16 protein-coding genes, 1 tRNA gene and 1 pseudogene are annotated in these 14,536 nt (G+C 58.1%); 6 read left to right on the forward strand and 12 right to left on the reverse strand.

All coding sequences use genetic code 11. The annotated features are described in order from the left end of the window. Nucleotides 1-74 precede the first annotated feature (74 nt). The 4 genes from ACR52_RS17670 (at nt 75) to ACR52_RS17685 (ending at nt 3,817) form a co-directional block, all read left to right on the forward strand. Nucleotides 75-1,451, forward strand: coding sequence for an L-serine ammonia-lyase (locus ACR52_RS17670; protein ID WP_048726982.1), 1,377 nt, complete (start codon nt 75-77; stop codon nt 1,449-1,451). Nucleotides 1,452-1,490: 39 nt separating this feature from the next. Then, a complete protein-coding gene (gene gcvT, locus ACR52_RS17675; RefSeq protein WP_048726985.1) occupies nt 1,491-2,615 on the forward strand; it encodes a glycine cleavage system aminomethyltransferase GcvT in 1,125 nt (374 codons plus the stop codon). A 394-nt stretch (nt 2,616-3,009) separates the two neighbouring features. Next, the gene (locus ACR52_RS17680; RefSeq protein ID WP_014339904.1) at nt 3,010-3,222 is read left to right on the forward strand and encodes a cold-shock protein; all 213 of its coding nucleotides are present in this window, start codon (nt 3,010-3,012) and stop codon (nt 3,220-3,222) included. A gap of 106 nt (nt 3,223-3,328) precedes the next feature. Next, nucleotides 3,329-3,817, forward strand: coding sequence for an RDD family protein (locus ACR52_RS17685; protein ID WP_048727001.1), 489 nt, complete (start codon nt 3,329-3,331; stop codon nt 3,815-3,817). Nucleotides 3,818-3,954: 137 nt separating this feature from the next. Here ACR52_RS17685 and nadA read toward each other — a convergent pair whose 3' ends face one another. After that, nucleotides 3,955-5,013: a quinolinate synthase NadA gene (gene nadA / locus ACR52_RS17690; RefSeq protein WP_048727004.1), complete on the reverse strand. Its 1,059-nt coding sequence runs from the start codon at nt 5,011-5,013 to the stop codon at nt 3,955-3,957. Between the two features lie 326 nt (nt 5,014-5,339). Between nadA and ACR52_RS17695 the strand changes: the two genes are divergently transcribed. Together ACR52_RS17695 and ACR52_RS17700 are read left to right on the forward strand one after the other, a co-directional pair. Then, nucleotides 5,340-5,909, forward strand: a complete 570-nt coding sequence (locus ACR52_RS17695; RefSeq protein WP_048727006.1) for an acyl carrier protein — start codon at nt 5,340-5,342, stop codon at nt 5,907-5,909. A 47-nt stretch (nt 5,910-5,956) separates the two neighbouring features. Next, nucleotides 5,957-6,238, forward strand: a pseudogene (locus ACR52_RS17700) (MMPL family transporter); the annotation flags it as partial. A 102-nt stretch (nt 6,239-6,340) separates the two neighbouring features. On the opposite strand, the gene ACR52_RS17705 reads toward ACR52_RS17700, so the two are convergent. From ACR52_RS17705 to tolQ, 11 genes are all read right to left on the reverse strand, one after another. Further along, entirely contained in the window at nt 6,341-6,724 is a 384-nt protein-coding gene (locus ACR52_RS17705) for a MerR family transcriptional regulator (RefSeq protein ID WP_048727012.1), read from the reverse strand. Nucleotides 6,725-6,887: 163 nt separating this feature from the next. After that, nucleotides 6,888-7,466 (reverse strand): NAD(P)H-dependent oxidoreductase, encoded by a 579-nt coding sequence (locus ACR52_RS17710; RefSeq protein ID WP_048727015.1) that lies wholly within the window; start codon nt 7,464-7,466, stop codon nt 6,888-6,890. Between the two features lie 487 nt (nt 7,467-7,953). Beyond that, a tRNA-Lys gene (locus ACR52_RS17715) sits at nt 7,954-8,029 on the reverse strand. Between the two features lie 63 nt (nt 8,030-8,092). After that, nucleotides 8,093-8,767: a 7-cyano-7-deazaguanine synthase QueC gene (queC, locus tag ACR52_RS17720; protein ID WP_161799306.1), complete on the reverse strand. Its 675-nt coding sequence runs from the start codon at nt 8,765-8,767 to the stop codon at nt 8,093-8,095. A 16-nt stretch (nt 8,768-8,783) separates the two neighbouring features. Then, on the reverse strand, nt 8,784-9,431 hold the full coding sequence (gene queE, locus ACR52_RS17725) for a 7-carboxy-7-deazaguanine synthase QueE (protein WP_048727019.1): 648 nt from the start codon (nt 9,429-9,431) through the stop codon (nt 8,784-8,786). Between the two features lie 164 nt (nt 9,432-9,595). Further along, complete coding sequence (ybgF, locus tag ACR52_RS17730) at nt 9,596-10,429, reverse strand: tol-pal system protein YbgF (protein WP_048727021.1); 834 nt, start codon at nt 10,427-10,429, stop codon at nt 9,596-9,598. Between the two features lie 6 nt (nt 10,430-10,435). Continuing rightward, the gene (pal, locus tag ACR52_RS17735; RefSeq protein ID WP_048727024.1) at nt 10,436-10,936 is read right to left on the reverse strand and encodes a peptidoglycan-associated lipoprotein Pal; all 501 of its coding nucleotides are present in this window, start codon (nt 10,934-10,936) and stop codon (nt 10,436-10,438) included. Nucleotides 10,937-10,992: 56 nt separating this feature from the next. Then, on the reverse strand, nt 10,993-12,273 hold the full coding sequence (tolB, locus tag ACR52_RS17740) for a Tol-Pal system beta propeller repeat protein TolB (RefSeq protein WP_173439274.1): 1,281 nt from the start codon (nt 12,271-12,273) through the stop codon (nt 10,993-10,995). A gap of 17 nt (nt 12,274-12,290) precedes the next feature. Further along, entirely contained in the window at nt 12,291-13,364 is a 1,074-nt protein-coding gene (gene tolA / locus ACR52_RS17745; protein ID WP_048727029.1) for a cell envelope integrity protein TolA, read from the reverse strand. After that, nucleotides 13,364-13,816 carry a protein TolR gene (gene tolR / locus ACR52_RS17750; RefSeq protein ID WP_161630238.1) on the reverse strand — a complete coding sequence of 151 codons (453 nt, stop codon included), beginning with the start codon at nt 13,814-13,816 and terminating at the stop codon, nt 13,364-13,366. The genes tolA and tolR overlap by 1 nt, the downstream gene beginning before the upstream one ends. A 23-nt stretch (nt 13,817-13,839) precedes the next feature. Then, nucleotides 13,840-14,535, reverse strand: a complete 696-nt coding sequence (gene tolQ / locus ACR52_RS17755) for a protein TolQ (RefSeq protein WP_048727035.1) — start codon at nt 14,533-14,535, stop codon at nt 13,840-13,842. Nucleotide 14,536: the final 1 nt, after the last annotated feature.

Below are 14,536 nucleotides of genomic sequence, written 5' to 3' on the forward strand. Positions count from 1 at the left end.
TGCCATCGGGAGCAAGCCCCCTCCCACACTGACCGAGTACACCCAATACATAACAAGAAACCGGAGAACAACTCATGTCTTTAAGCGTGTTCGACCTGTTCAAGATTGGCATCGGCCCCTCCAGCTCCCACACCGTCGGCCCGATGCGCGCCGCAGCCCGTTTTGTCGAGGGTTTGAGACGCGATGATTTGCTGAACGCCACCAACAGTATCAAGGTGGAACTCTATGGCTCCCTCGGCGCCACCGGCAAAGGCCACGGCAGTGACAAAGCCGTGCTGCTGGGCCTGGAAGGCGAACACCCGGACACCGTGAACACTGAAACCGTGGCCGCGCGCCTGGCGCAGATGCGCAGCGACGGACGCTTGAACCTGCTCGGCGAACACAGCATTGCGTTCAACGAGAAAGAACACCTGGCGATGATTCGCAAACCCCTGCCCTATCACCCCAATGGCATGATCTTTCGTGCCTTTGATGCGGCCGGCATCCAGATTCGCAGCCGCGAGTACTACTCGGTCGGCGGCGGTTTTGTGGTGGATGAAGACGCTGCCGGCGCCGACCGGATTGTCGAAGACACCACGCCCCTGACCTTCCCCTTCAAACACGCCAAGGACTTGCTCGGCCATTGCGCCACCTACGGGCTGTCCATCAGCCAGGTGATGCTGACCAACGAAAGCGCCTGGCGCCCGGAAGCCGAGACCCGCGCAGGCCTGTTGAAGATCTGGCAGGTGATGCAGGACTGCGTGGATGCGGGCTGTCGCAACGAAGGGATCCTGCCCGGCGGTTTGAAGGTCAAGCGTCGCGCCGCCGCCCTGCATCGCCAGCTGTGCAAGAACCCGGAATCGGCCCTGCGCGACCCGCTGTCGGTGCTCGATTGGGTCAACCTCTACGCCCTGGCCGTCAACGAAGAAAACGCTAACGGCGGGCGCGTGGTCACGGCGCCCACCAACGGCGCGGCCGGGATTGTGCCGGCGGTGCTGCATTACTACATGCGCTTTATCCCGGGCGCGAATGAAGACGGCGTGGTGCGCTTTTTGCTCACCGCCGCTGCCATCGGGATTTTGTACAAGGAAAACGCATCGATCTCCGGCGCCGAAGTGGGTTGCCAGGGTGAAGTCGGCGTGGCGTGCTCCATGGCCGCCGGCGCGCTGTGCGAAGTGTTGGGCGGTACGGTTTCCCAAGTGGAAAACGCTGCCGAGATCGGCATGGAACACAACCTCGGCCTGACCTGCGACCCCATCGGCGGCTTGGTACAGGTGCCCTGCATCGAGCGCAACGCGATGGGTTCGGTCAAGGCGATCAATGCGGTGCGCATGGCCTTGCGCGGCGACGGGCAGCACTTTGTGTCCCTCGACAAGGTCATCCGCACCATGCGCCAGACCGGCGCCGACATGAAAAGCAAATACAAGGAAACCGCCCGTGGCGGTTTGGCGGTCAACATTATCGAGTGCTGACGCCTACAAGCGCGTCCGCACGTTTTTCAGGAGCTGAATATGTCCACCGAAACCCTGTTGAAAACCCCGCTGCACGCCCTGCACGTTGAGCTCGGCGCGCGCATGGTGCCCTTCGCCGGCTATGACATGCCGGTGCAATACCCGCTGGGTGTGATGAAAGAACACCTGCACACCCGTGAACAGGCCGGGTTGTTCGACGTGTCCCACATGGGCCAGATCCGCCTGACCGGCGCCAATGCCGCCAAGGCCCTGGAAACCCTGGTGCCGGTCGACATCATCGACCTGCCGGTGGGCATGCAGCGCTACGCCATGTTTACCAATGAGCAGGGCGGCATTCTCGACGACCTGATGGTGGCCAACCTGGGCAACGACGAACTGTTCCTGGTGGTCAACGCCGCCTGCAAGGACCAGGACCTGGCGCACCTGCGCAAACACATTGGCGACCAGTGCACCATTGAGCCGCTGTTTGAAGAGCGTGCGTTGCTGGCCCTGCAAGGCCCTGAGGCGGTCAAGGTACTCGCGCGCCTGGCACCCGAAGTGACCAAGATGACCTTCATGCAGTTCGCTTCGCTGCGCCTGCTGGGCGTGGACTGTTACGTCAGCCGTTCCGGCTACACCGGTGAGGACGGCTTTGAAATCTCCGTGCCGGCTGCCAACGCCGAAAGCCTGGCTCGCAGCCTGCTGGCCGAGACCGAAGTGCAGGCCATCGGCCTGGGCGCCCGTGACTCCCTGCGCCTGGAAGCCGGGCTGTGTCTCTATGGCCACGACATGAACACCGAGACCACGCCGATCGAAGCCAGCCTGCTGTGGGCGATATCCAAAGCCCGTCGTGCCGATGGCGCCCGTGCCGGCGGCTTCCCTGGCGCGGACCAGATCTTCACCCAGCAACAAGCCGGCGTAAGCCGTAAGCGCGTAGGCCTGCTGCCCCAGGAGCGCACGCCAGTGCGTGAAGGCGCCGAAATCGTCGACGAACACGGCACCGTGATCGGCAGCGTCTGCAGCGGCGGCTTTGGTCCGAGCCTGGGCGGCCCGCTGGCCATGGGTTACCTGGACAGCGCATTCATCGCACTCGACACCGAAGTGTCTGCGCTGGTGCGTGGGAAAAAGGTGCCACTCCGTGTAAGTAAAATGCCATTTGTACCGCAACGTTACTACCGCGGCTGATTGGCTGTTTCTATAAGTAACGCGGTTGCGTTAACGTGCACTAAACTGTAACGCAACCGCCATAAAACAGTGCACTCACGATAGTCATTATTATAGGGAGCACCCTATAACAAGTGACCAACTCTATCGAATAAGTGGGCTCGACATTGTTGACCTAAGTGGCACAAAGCCAAGCAAAACCTGGGCTTTTGGCAGGGCTTGTTTTTTCTCCGTTAGTTGGCGTAGAGTTTGCTCACTGTGTTTGCATGGGTCGCTTGGAACCTGGACCTGGGCAGTAGCTGAAGTAGTTGTGCTACAACCCGTTCGACGTCTCTTACTTTCCTGCAACTCAGCCCAGTACTCTTTCATGTGAAAGGGGCTGTCATTAATTTTTAGCGTCAAAGGAAAGAAGAAAATGGCTGATCGTCAGAGCGGTACCGTCAAGTGGTTTAACGACGAGAAAGGGTTTGGTTTTATCACTCCAGAAAGCGGTCCGGATCTGTTCGTGCATTTCCGCGCTATTCAGGGCAACGGCTTCAAGAGCCTGAAAGAAGGCCAGAAAGTGACGTTCGTTGCTGTGCAAGGCCAGAAAGGCATGCAGGCTGACGAGGTACAAGCAGAAGGCTGATCCTTCCTGCGACAAAAAGCCCCTGATGGTGACATCAGGGGCTTTTTTATGGACGCCGTATGGGTATAGCTCCGTAGAATGGCTTTTTTCTCAAGAGAGCCCTGCCATGTCCAAACCCCTGCTTAGCCCCCAAGGCGAGTTCCCCGCCGTTGGCCTGGGCCGTCGTCTGGCAGCGATGTTCTATGACTTTCTGTTGTGCACGGCCCTGCTGATCGTCACGGCCTTTATCTACAAGCTGGTATGGATCGCTTTTGTGGGCGAAGCCAAGATGCGCACCCTCACCGAATCCGGCGCGTTGGACGGCGACCCGTTGCTGTCGACGATTCTGCTGTTTGTGCTGTTTGGTTTCTTCGCCAAGTTCTGGACCCATACCGGGCAGACCCTGGGCATGCAGGTGTGGGGCGTGCGCGTGCAGAACGTCGACGGCTCGCGAATCAGCCTGTGGCAGGCGCTATTGCGCTTTGTGGTGTCGATTGCGTCGTGGCTGTGCGTGGGGCTGGGGTTTATCTGGTCGTTGTTCGACAAGCAGAAACGCAGCTGGCATGACATCTATTCCGACACGCAGTTGGTGCGGATTCCGAAGCAGAAAAAGTAAGCCCAGAACACTAGAGATCCAAATATGGGAAGGGGCTTGCTCCCGATTGCAGTGTGTCAGTCAACAGAGATGTTGAATGTACAACTGTTATCGGGAGCAAGCCCCCTCCCACATTTTTGACAGTGTTCACAACAGGATCAGGCGTTGCCGGCCAACTTCAGGCGGGCGGCCTGGGTAAAGTCGAGCATGCGCTTGAGCGGCCTTACCGCATGCGGAATCACCGACGGCTCGACGAATATCTCGTTACTGCCCTCGCGCAGGCACTGCAGCGTGCGCTCCAGCGTGTTCATCGCCATCCACGGGCAATGCGCGCAACTGCGGCAGGCCGCGCCGTTACCGGCGGTAGGCGCTTCCACAAAGACCTTGTCCGGGCACAGCTGCTGCATCTTGTAGAAGATGCCGCGGTCGGTGGCGACGATAAAGGTCTTGTTCGGCAGGCGCTGCGCGGCGGCGATCAGTTGGCTGGTGGAACCCACGGCGTCCGCCAGCTCGATCACCGCGGTCGGGGATTCCGGGTGCACCAGGATCGCTGCATCCGGGTACAGCGCCTTCATGTCTTCCAGCTGCTTGGACTTGAACTCTTCGTGGACGATGCAGGCGCCGTCCCACAGCAACATGTCGGCACCGGTCTGGCGCTGGATGTAGGTGCCCAGGTGTTTGTCCGGGCCCCAGATAATCGTCTCGCCGTTGTCCATCAGGCTTTCGACGATTTCCAGCGCGCAGCTGGACGTCACCACCCAATCAGCACGGGCTTTAACCGCCGCCGACGTGTTGGCATACACCACCACGGTGCGCTCGGGATGCTGATCACAAAACGCCGAAAACTCATCCACCGGGCAGCCCAGGTCCAGGGAGCACGTGGCCTCCAGGGTCGGCATCAGGATGCGTTTTTCGGGGGTGAGGATCTTGGCGGTCTCGCCCATGAAACGCACGCCGGCCACCAGTACGGTCTTGGCCGGGTGGGCAGCGCCGAAGCGCGCCATTTCCAGGGAGTCGGAGACACAGCCACCGGTTTCTTCGGCCAGGGCCTGGATCACCGGGTCGCAATAGAAGTGGGCGACCAGCACCGCGTCTTGAGCTTTCAGCTCGGCAGCGATGGCGGCGCGCAGGCTTGCCTCTTCATCGGCGCTGAGCACCTTGGGCTGCTTGGCGTCGAGGTGGGCTTGAACCAGTAGGCGTTCGGAAATTTGCGTCATGTTCGCAAGACCTGCAGGCGCAGTTGCGCGAAAGTCGAGTGTACCACCGGCTCTGGAGCCCTTCGGGCGCCGCCGGACGAAGTGATTGTGTTCATCAAGCACGGCTAAAAGTGAAGCTGCGCAAGGCTACAGAATATCCAGTGGATTCAAAAGCCTAATCTGGCTTTGACGCGTGCACCTGTCGGGCAAAAAAAACGCTAATGGCACATTGACTCTCCCCTCCGGGGGAGGGTTTACGCGCCCCCGCCTTCAGAAATCACCTCAAGCAAATAGCCCTCAGGGCCACTGTTTACCCCCCTCATTTACGCGTTATAGGGAGATAGCCGATGAACAATCCATTGGACTTGGACAGCGTCATTACCACTACCCGCGAGATCCTCGCGCAGCTATTGGTGATGGACGTCGCAGATGTCGATGAGCACAGCAGCATCGTGAAAGATCTCAATGCCGACTCCCTGGATATCGCCGACCTGAGTTTTCAACTAGGCCGCAACTATGGCTGCACATTGCCTAAAACCAGCGTGCTGGATCATGCGGTAGCGGTGTTTGGCGACGTCAGCGACCTGGTCGAAAAAGGCCGTATCACCCACGCAGGGGTAGAACTCCTGGAGCAAAGCCTGAGCACATTTGCACCCGGGCAATTGCGCGCAGGCATGCAACCGGCGGATGTGTTCGCGGCCACGACCGTGCGTAACTGGGCCGTGCAGTGCTACCGGATGTTCGACTACCTGCCCGCGACCTGCCCAGAGTGCAATGCCGACCAGGCACGTCTGAATGAGCGTCGCCAGGTGGTATGCGGCGGTTGCAGTGCACGATTGACGCCGATGGAAGGGGACGAAATTTCTCGCAATCTGGTGGAGCAGTTCGCCGCATCCCGCTTGCCGGAAACGGTCTAGGAGATCTGCATGGGGCCGCGAGAGGTTTTAGTCACGGGCTATGGGCTGGTATCCACGTGGACGAAGCGATTCTGACGGCGATGCACAGTGTCGGGCGTTCGACAGTGGTCAACGTGGTGATTTTCTCCGTGGGTTTTCTCGCCCTGCTGTTTTCCGCCTACAAACCGGTCATTGACTTGGGAACACTGGTGGCGCTGGCCCTCTTCTCCAGCGGCGTCATGACCATTTTGTTAGTAACGCTGATATCTCCGTGGTTCTTTGCAGCCATTGTGCCCGAGCATCGGGCAGATGAACGCGAACACCCAGAACGCGAGGGCGCCTTGAGCTAGACGCTGCAAAGGGCGACGCCGGCCATAGCCATTAAGTAACCAACGGTTGCCGGCGTTTCCGAACAGCGCACAACGCCTCATGAGGTCACGCAGCAAGGTCGTTCAGGCCGTTTTGGAAAGATGTTCAAACTGGCATTGGTACTGGGCGTCCTTGAGGCTGCTTTCGAACTGCTCAAGGCCATCGTAGATGTTTTGCAACCCTTCGATCTGGGTTTTCAGCTCCAGCTTTTTATCCGCAATGGCCTGGTTGGCCAAATCCCACGGCAGCTCCTGGCCGCGGTGATCCTGAAGGATCGCCTGCATTTCCTTGAGCTTGAAGCCCAGCTGCTGAGCGCATTTGATGAACGTCAGCAGTTCAACGCTTTGCTGGCTATAGACCCGATATTTGCCTTCGCGCACGGGCGGCGGCAGCAAACCAATGTCTTCATAGTGGCGGATCGTCTTGACTGTCGTGCCCGACAACTGGGCGGCTTTGCCGATATACATGTAAAAATCCTTTTTTATGGCACAAGAAGAGGCGCGTACTTTGGCGCGCCGCATCTTCACACATGTCTACGGGGTCGGAAACCCGAAGGTGTCAAAAGGCAGTGTATTGGCAGGGATGAAGCCGGCATCGCCTGTTGCAAGGCGATGCTGTGCAACAGCGGTGTCAGCGGCCAGCGATAGCCTCGGCTTGCTTTAGCCAGACTTCACGCTGAGCGGGATCAGAACCGAGCACTGGCCCGAACGTGAGGGTCTTCAACGGTTTGATGCCGCAGAACTCCAACGTCGTCTTGCGCATCTGGTGCAGACCTGGCATGCGATAGACCCATTTGTAGTACCACGGCGGGGTATCCATCGTGACCAGCAGGTGAGCCGTGCGCCCCTTCAAAAGCTTGTCGGGAAAAGCTTTACCTTCGCGGTACTTGAAGGCAAACCCGGGAAGGAATATCCGATCGAAAAAGCCTTTCATCAAGGCCGGAATTCCGCCCCACCAAATGGGATAGACAAACGCCAGGTGTTCGGCCCACGTGATATCAGCCTGAGCCTTGAGCAGATCGGGCTCCAACAACTGAACCTGTTTGTAGCCATCGTGCAGCACTGGATCAAAGCGCAGTGCATCCAGCCGCAACACACGCACATCGTGCCCGGCACGTGTGGCCGCCTTCACATAAGTTTCAGTCAACGCCCCACAGAAACTGTCGGTTGAGGGGTGCCCCAGAATCACCAGTACTCGCTTGCTCATCATCACTGCATCCTGAAAAGTTGAGCGTTCAGAATAGGGTGTGCCCGTAACAGGAGAGTCAATAGGAGGGTTTGGCAAAAGCCACGTCGTGGGACGTAGCGTTGAATCCTGTCCGCCCACTTCCCCACGTAGGTGGCCCATGAGTGACCTGCAAAAACATTCATCCCCTCAATCAAGGTCGACGTTTTGCGTGTAGGAGTGTAAGAACTGAGGTGGAGCTTACAAGCTCTGAGGATTTTTCTTAATTCACTTCAAGCCGACGACTGGACGACTGACAGACCCGCCGCAAACGCCAATTTTACGGGCAGTCCCCTATCGACATCACCAAAAGCCAACATTAGATTGCCCCTCGGACGGCTGCATGCCAGACAGATTGAATAGGCGTTTGCGAACCTTTGCCGATGCGCCTCACTACCAAATCGCGAACAAAAAAAAACCCGGAAATCCTCACTTACGTGGGCCTTCCGGATTTTCTAAACTGCTATAAAAATGGTGGGTCGTGTGGGATTCGAACCTACGACCAATTGGTTAAAAGCCAACTGCTCTACCAACTGAGCTAACGACCCGCTGTGTGGTGGCGCGTATAATACTGATTTCTAAGGATTATTCAACACCTTATTTGAAATAAATCAGAAATAACGCGTTGGGTCCGCAATTCCGGCCGCTTGGAACCCTTCTGCGCGCAGTCGGCAGCTGTCGCATTTCCCACAAGCACGGCCGTCATTGTCTGCCTGATAGCAGGAAACAGTCAGCGAGTAATCCACGCCTAGTCCTACACCAGCCTTCACAATATCGGCCTTGCTGAGGTTCTGCAGCGGCGCCTGAATACGGAAGCCCTGCCCTTCTACACCGGCCTTGGTCGCCAGATTGGCCATGCGCTCGAACGACTCTACGAACTCCGGGCGGCAGTCCGGGTAGCCGGAATAGTCCACCGCATTGACCCCGATAAAGATGTCGCGGGCTTTCAGCACTTCTGCCCAGCCCAGGGCCAGGGACAGGAACACGGTGTTGCGCGCCGGCACGTAAGTGACAGGGATGCCTTCACTCGGTGCTTCCGGCACATCGATGCTGCTGTCGGTGAGGGCCGAGCCGCCGATGCCGTTGAGGTTCAGGCCGATAACCTTGTGCTCGACTACGCCCATATCACGGGCTACACGGGCAGCCGCGTCCAGTTCGGCGCGATGGCGCTGGCCGTAGTCGAAGCTCATGGTGTAGCAGCTATAACCTTCAGCCTGCGCCATCGCTACCACGGTGGCGGAGTCCAGGCCACCGGACAACAGGATGACAGCACGTTTTTGATCGATCGTTTGTTCAGTCATGTCAGCGTCCCGGCTCATCGTTCCAAAGATATTTGTGCAGTTGCAATTGCAGGCGTACCGGCAGGTTATCAGCCACCACCCAGTCAGCCAGGTCACGGGCGTTCAGGTCGTGGTGGCTGGGGGAGAACAGTACCTCGCCGGCGCGACGGTCCAGACCGTACTGGATCAGCTTGGAGCTGGCCCAGTCGTAGTCGTCGCGGGAACAGATCACGAACTTGACCTGATCGTTGGCCGTCAACAGGTCCATGTTCTCGTAGAGGTTGCGGTGCGCCTCTTTGGAGCCCGGCGTCTTGAGATCGACCACTCGGCTCACACGCGGGTCCACAGCGGAAATATCGAGGGCGCCGCTGGTTTCGAGGGACACCTCGTAACCGGCATCACACAACTGCTTGAGCAAGGGGATGGCATTCGGCTGCGCCAATGGCTCGCCACCCGTCACACAGACGTAGCGCGGCCGGTAACTGGCAACCTGCTCAAGGATGTCTTCAAGGGTGCGCACGGTACCGCCGCTAAAGGCGTAGGCGCTGTCACAGTATTGGCAACGCAGAGGGCAACCGGTCAGGCGCACAAATACTGTGGGCAGGCCGGCGGTTCGCGTTTCACCCTGTAACGAGTAAAAAACTTCGGTGATGCGTAATGTGTCTTGCATAGTCGCCACGGGCGTAACAGCTAAACAGGCTGTCCGCCTCCGTCAGGCACTTCAAGGGATTGCGCCAACGCGTAAACCCCAGGAAGCGTGTTTCATAAAAGGGCATGGATTCTAACGAAAAAACCCGCGCCAGGCGCGGGTTTCTTCTGAACGGGCTGCATCGCTTACAAGCGCTGCAAGTCCCGCTGGGCCAACTGAGCGGCGGAAGTGCCCGGATATTGGGCAACCACCTGCTGCAAAATGCCTTTGACCTTGTCGGTATGACCCAGGCGGCGCTCTACGTCAGCGAGCTTGTACAGCGAGTCCGGCACCTTGGCGTGCTTGGGGTACAGCTGGCTGACCTTGGCAAATGCCTGGCCTGCCCCCTGCAAATCACCCTTTGCCAGGTTCACCTCACCCAACCAGTACTGGGCATTGCCCGCGTACTGGCTGTTTGGATAACGACCCAGGAATGCGGTAAAGGCCTTGCTGGCCTTATCGAAGTCCTTGGCCTTGATCAGGTCGAAGGCTGCATCGTAATACAGTTTCTCCTTCGCCGGATCACCCGGTTCGCTGCTGGCGGCAGGGGCTTGGCTTGCAGCCGCAGCCCCTGCTGCACCACCGATAGCAGCACTGGGTGCGCCACCGGCAGAAGAATTATCAGGAGTTGCGGCTGGTGTAACGCCGGCTCCAATACGTCGATCAAGATCCTGGTATCGCTCCAGGCCTTCTTGCTTCAGCTGGTTCACTTGATTCTGCAGAACTTCAATGGTGCCTTGTTGCTGCGCCAATTGATCCTGCATGCGTTGCAGCTGGTTGAACAGTTCGCCCTGTGCGGAGGGGGCAGACGTAGCCGCCCCCCCAGCATAGGCGCCGTTCGTGCCATAACCCGCTGGCGGATAACTGCTCCCGCTATTGTTATAGCCAGAGTTGCTATCTTCCACAGGAACCGCAGCCCACACCGCAAGCGGTGCGAAGCTGAGAGCCAATACAGTTAGAGCACGACGGCACGTTCGCATGACGAATTACTTACGCAGTTCGACGCGACGGTTTTGAGCCCAGGACTGCTCGTCGTGGCCAGTAGCAACTGGACGCTCTTTACCGTAGGAAACCAGTTCCAGTTGGCCTGGAGCAACACCTTGCAGTACCAGGTAGCGCTGAACGGCTTTCGCACGACGCTCGCCCAGTGCCATGTTGTACTCACGAGTACCACGTTCGTCGGTGTTACCTTCCAGAACAACGCGAGCGCCGTTACCTTTCAGGTCTTTCGCGTGAACGTCCAGAGCGCGCATGGCTTCTGGTTTCAGGTCCGAACTGTCGTATTCGAAGTAGAAAGTGGTGATAGCGCGCAGAGCAGCTTCTTCGCTCAGGGAGCCGTCAACTGCACCAGTGTTAGCGCCGTAACCAGCGTTTGGATCAACAGCTGCGCCTTCACCGGCATTGTCGCCGCCTTTAGACGAGCAACCAACGGCTACGGACAAAGCCAGAGCCAGAGCAGCAAACTTACCAAACTTCAGCATTTCCATCGTGAAACTCCTAATGAACCCCAGTGTGTTAAGCAAATCTTTTTTGTAGCGCCGCGTCAGTTCAGGTAAGGGGACCAGGATGGTTCTCTGACTTCGCCTTGTGCGGTAGGAAGTGGGAGCCTTACGCGTCCATTAATGGACACGAGCATCAAGACTCCCCGGCCCTGCTGGCGGGTGGCGTAGATTACCATGGTGCCGTTGGGCGCAACAGTGGCTGACTCATCAAGGTTGGTATCTGTGAGGATTTTTACGGTTCCGCGCTGCAAATCCTGGGCCGCAACCCGGAAATTAGTGAAACCATCCTGACGGTGAATCATCACCAACGTCTTTTCATCAGCCGAAAGCTTAGGATTGGCGTTGTAGTTACCAATAAAGGTCACGCGTTCTGCGCCACCGCCGCTCACACTCGCCTTGTAAACTTGTGGCTTGCCGCCCCGGTCAGAGGTGAAGTAAATGGTCGAGCCATCCTTGCCCCAGAACGGTTCAGTGTTGATACCAGGGCCGCTCGTAACACGGCTGATCTGGCGCGAAGCCATATTCATTACGTAGATGTCCGGGTTGCCGTCCTTGGACAGCACGAATGCCAGGCGCGAACCATCCGGCGACCAGGCTGGTGCACCGTTGAGGCCTTCGAAGTTGGTGATCTGCTCACGACGACCAGTATCAATGTGCTGGACGAAGATGCGCGGACGCTTCTGTTCAAAGGACACGTAGGCAATACGCTTGCCGTCCGGCGCGAAGCGCGGCGACAGAATTGGCTCACGCGATTGCAGCAAGGTCACAGCCCGCGCACCGTCGTAGTCCGAACGCTGCAGCGTGTAGCGAGTGTTGTCTACGGAGAAGCGTTCAGCCGTTACATAAAGCAGACGCGTCGAGAAAGCACCCTTGATACCCGTGAGCTTTTCAAACGACTGGTCCGAAATGTAGTGAGCCATGTCGCGAAGTTGTTCGGCAGTGCCGGACACGCTACCCGTCAATACCTGCTGCTCAGTGGCCACGTTGAACAACGTGTACTGGATTTGCAGGCGACCGCCAGCCGGCACGATATTGCCGACCATCAGGTACTGCGCACCTACTGCCTTCCAGTCACGAAACACGACTTCACTGGCCTGGTTCGGCTGGCTGATCATGTTGCCTTTTGGAATCGGTGCGTAGTAACCCGAGTTGCGCAGGTCGTCGCTGACGATCTGGGCCATGTCGTCCGGCAGTACGCTGCCGCCCTGCCAGCCAAACGGTACAACCGCAATCGGGGTGGCCCGATCGCTACCGCTGGTGACCAGGATGTTCTTTTCATCCGCCGCCGCTATCCCTGCCATACAGCAAATAACGACAAGCATTCCTCGAAGAAGGTTTCTCACAAGGCTAGATCCTCAGGTGTGAATGTCATCTTGAATGAACGATAGGGAGCGAAGTCGCTTGGTTTCATTCCCTGCATCTCGGTCAACCGGCCAATGTTCTTGACTGCGGCAACCGCCGAACTGTCGAACGAACCGTCACCACTGGACTTGGCCACACTGACCGAAGTCACCGTACCGTCCGGCAACATGCCGATCTGCAGCACTACTGTCATGCCTTTGCGTGCCGAAGGTGGACGTGTCCAGCCTTCCGCTGCCCGTGCCCGAATCAGGTCGTCGAAACTGCCCGCGACTTCATCACCACGTTCATCGGCCAAGGCTTGCTGACGCTGCGGCGTGTCGGAGAGCAAATCTGCCAAGGCCTGGGCCTTTTTCTCTTCGGCGGATTTACGCGCTGCTTCCTGGGCCTTTTTCTTGGAGGCGTCGGCGGCAGCTTTCTTCTTCGCGTCGTCGGCGACTTTTTTCTTCGCCTCGTCTGCTTCAGCTTTTTTCTTGGCGTCGTCGGCGGCTTTCTTCTTCGCGTCTTCGACTATCTTTTTCTTGGCCTCTTCAGCGGCCTTTTTCTTGGCCTCTTCTTCGGCAGCTTTCTTGGCTTCTTCTTCAGTTTTCTTCTTGGCTATATCAGCCAATTGTTTCTCTTCAGCTTTTTTAGCTTCGGCAGCTTTCTCGGACTTCTTGGCTTCATCAGCCTTTTTGGCCTCGTCGGCTTTCTTCGCTTCGTCAGCCTTTTTCGATTCCTCGGCCTTTTGAGCCGCCTCTTCTTTCTTTTGTTCCGCAGCAGCCTTCACCGCTTCCTGCTCGACCTTCTTCTGTTCCATCTGTTCGACTTCAGTCTGGCGCGCAGCCGACTTCTGGGCCTCACCCGCAATCTTCTGATTGGTCTGGGTGGTAGCCTGACTTTTCGATTTCAGCTGATACAGGGTCGCCTGCACGATCGGCTTGGCTGGCGGCAGGTCCGGCGTCATGGCAAAGCTGACAAACAGCATGCCAAACACCAGGACGTGCAGGGCAATTGCCCAGACGCTAGGCCAGAAGAAGCTTTCCGAGGCGGACGGCTCTCGCTGTTGGTGCATCAGGGCGCCTCGGTAATCAAGCCAACGTTGCCGACGCCGGCCTTCTGCAGCCCGCCCATGGCGCCCATGACGGAGCCATAGTCGACGACCTTGTCGCCGCGAATGAACACCTGGGTGTGCTTGCCGCCCTCGTTGCCGGACCGGATGATCTTGGTCACGGCATCGGTCATCTGCGGCAAGGTCATGGCCTTGTCCTGCTGTTTCTGGGTGTCGACTTCGCTGCCAAGGTTCCAGTAATAGGTCTTGTCAGCCTTGATCGAAATGGTCAGGACCTGAGTGTTGTTGTCTTGCGGCAAGGCTTCGCTGGAAACCTTGGGCAGATCAACCTTCACGCCCTGATTGAGCATCGGCGCGGTCACCATGAAGATCACCAGCAGCACCAGCATCACGTCGATGTAAGGCACTACGTTCATCTCGGCGACCGGCTTGCGCTTTTTGCGAGCTCGAGCGATTAAAGCCATTGGGAATTACCTGCTTATTCTTCGCTGGTGTGCACTTTACGGTGCAGGATCGCCTGGAATTCGTCGGCGAAGGTGTAGTAACGGCTGATCAAGGTCTCGCCGCGAGCAGCAAAACGGTTGTAGGCGATTACTGCGGGAATGGCAGCGAACAGGCCGATCGCGGTGGCGATCAGGGCTTCTGCGATACCCGGGGCCACAGTGGCCAGAGTCGCTTGCTGGGCCTGGGCCAGGCCACGGAAGGAGTTCATGATCCCCCATACGGTACCGAACAGGCCGATGTACGGGCTGACGGAGCCGACGGTGGCGAGGAACGGCAGGCTCTGCTCCAGTTTCTCTTCTTCACGGGAAATGGCCACGCGCATGGCACGCGCCACGCCTTCCATGACCGCTTCCGGGTCAACGCCTGGCTGCTGACGCAGACGGGAGAATTCCTTGAAGCCAGCGCGGAAGATCTGCTCGACGCCTGAATCCGGGTCAGGGTTACTGCCGGCCTGACGATAGAGCTTGGACAGGTCGATACCCGACCAGAAGCGCTCTTCAAAGCTCTCCAGGGCACGTCGACCGGCACGCAGCAGGTTGCTGCGCTGAAAAATCATGACCCAAGAGGTAACCGATGCGGCTACCAGGATCAGCATCACCAGTTGAACCACGACACTGGCATTACTGACCAGGCTCCACATGGAGGAATGGTCGACGACGGTAGGTTCCACG

The organism is Pseudomonas fildesensis (assembly GCF_001050345.1).
Lineage (GTDB): Bacteria > Pseudomonadota > Gammaproteobacteria > Pseudomonadales > Pseudomonadaceae > Aquipseudomonas > Aquipseudomonas fildesensis.

What these genes read in the sequence shown, in the direction of transcription:
- ybgF (WP_048727021.1), bottom strand. Translation starts at nt 10,429, where the DNA reads ATGCGAACGTGCCGTCGTGCTCTAACTGTATTGGCTCTCAGCTTCGCA.
- ACR52_RS17685 (WP_048727001.1), top strand. Translation starts at nt 3,329, where the DNA reads ATGTCCAAACCCCTGCTTAGCCCCCAAGGCGAGTTCCCCGCCGTTGGC.
- gcvT (WP_048726985.1), top strand. Translation starts at nt 1,491, where the DNA reads ATGTCCACCGAAACCCTGTTGAAAACCCCGCTGCACGCCCTGCACGTT.
- ACR52_RS17680 (WP_014339904.1), top strand. Translation starts at nt 3,010, where the DNA reads ATGGCTGATCGTCAGAGCGGTACCGTCAAGTGGTTTAACGACGAGAAA.
- tolB (WP_173439274.1), bottom strand. Translation starts at nt 12,273, where the DNA reads ATGCTTGTCGTTATTTGCTGTATGGCAGGGATAGCGGCGGCGGATGAA.
- tolA (WP_048727029.1), bottom strand. Translation starts at nt 13,364, where the DNA reads ATGCACCAACAGCGAGAGCCGTCCGCCTCGGAAAGCTTCTTCTGGCCT.
- ACR52_RS17705 (WP_048727012.1), bottom strand. Translation starts at nt 6,724, where the DNA reads ATGTATATCGGCAAAGCCGCCCAGTTGTCGGGCACGACAGTCAAGACG.
- ACR52_RS17670 (WP_048726982.1), top strand. Translation starts at nt 75, where the DNA reads ATGTCTTTAAGCGTGTTCGACCTGTTCAAGATTGGCATCGGCCCCTCC.
- ACR52_RS17710 (WP_048727015.1), bottom strand. Translation starts at nt 7,466, where the DNA reads ATGATGAGCAAGCGAGTACTGGTGATTCTGGGGCACCCCTCAACCGAC.
- nadA (WP_048727004.1), bottom strand. Translation starts at nt 5,013, where the DNA reads ATGACGCAAATTTCCGAACGCCTACTGGTTCAAGCCCACCTCGACGCC.
- queE (WP_048727019.1), bottom strand. Translation starts at nt 9,431, where the DNA reads ATGCAAGACACATTACGCATCACCGAAGTTTTTTACTCGTTACAGGGT.
- pal (WP_048727024.1), bottom strand. Translation starts at nt 10,936, where the DNA reads ATGGAAATGCTGAAGTTTGGTAAGTTTGCTGCTCTGGCTCTGGCTTTG.
- ACR52_RS17695 (WP_048727006.1), top strand. Translation starts at nt 5,340, where the DNA reads ATGAACAATCCATTGGACTTGGACAGCGTCATTACCACTACCCGCGAG.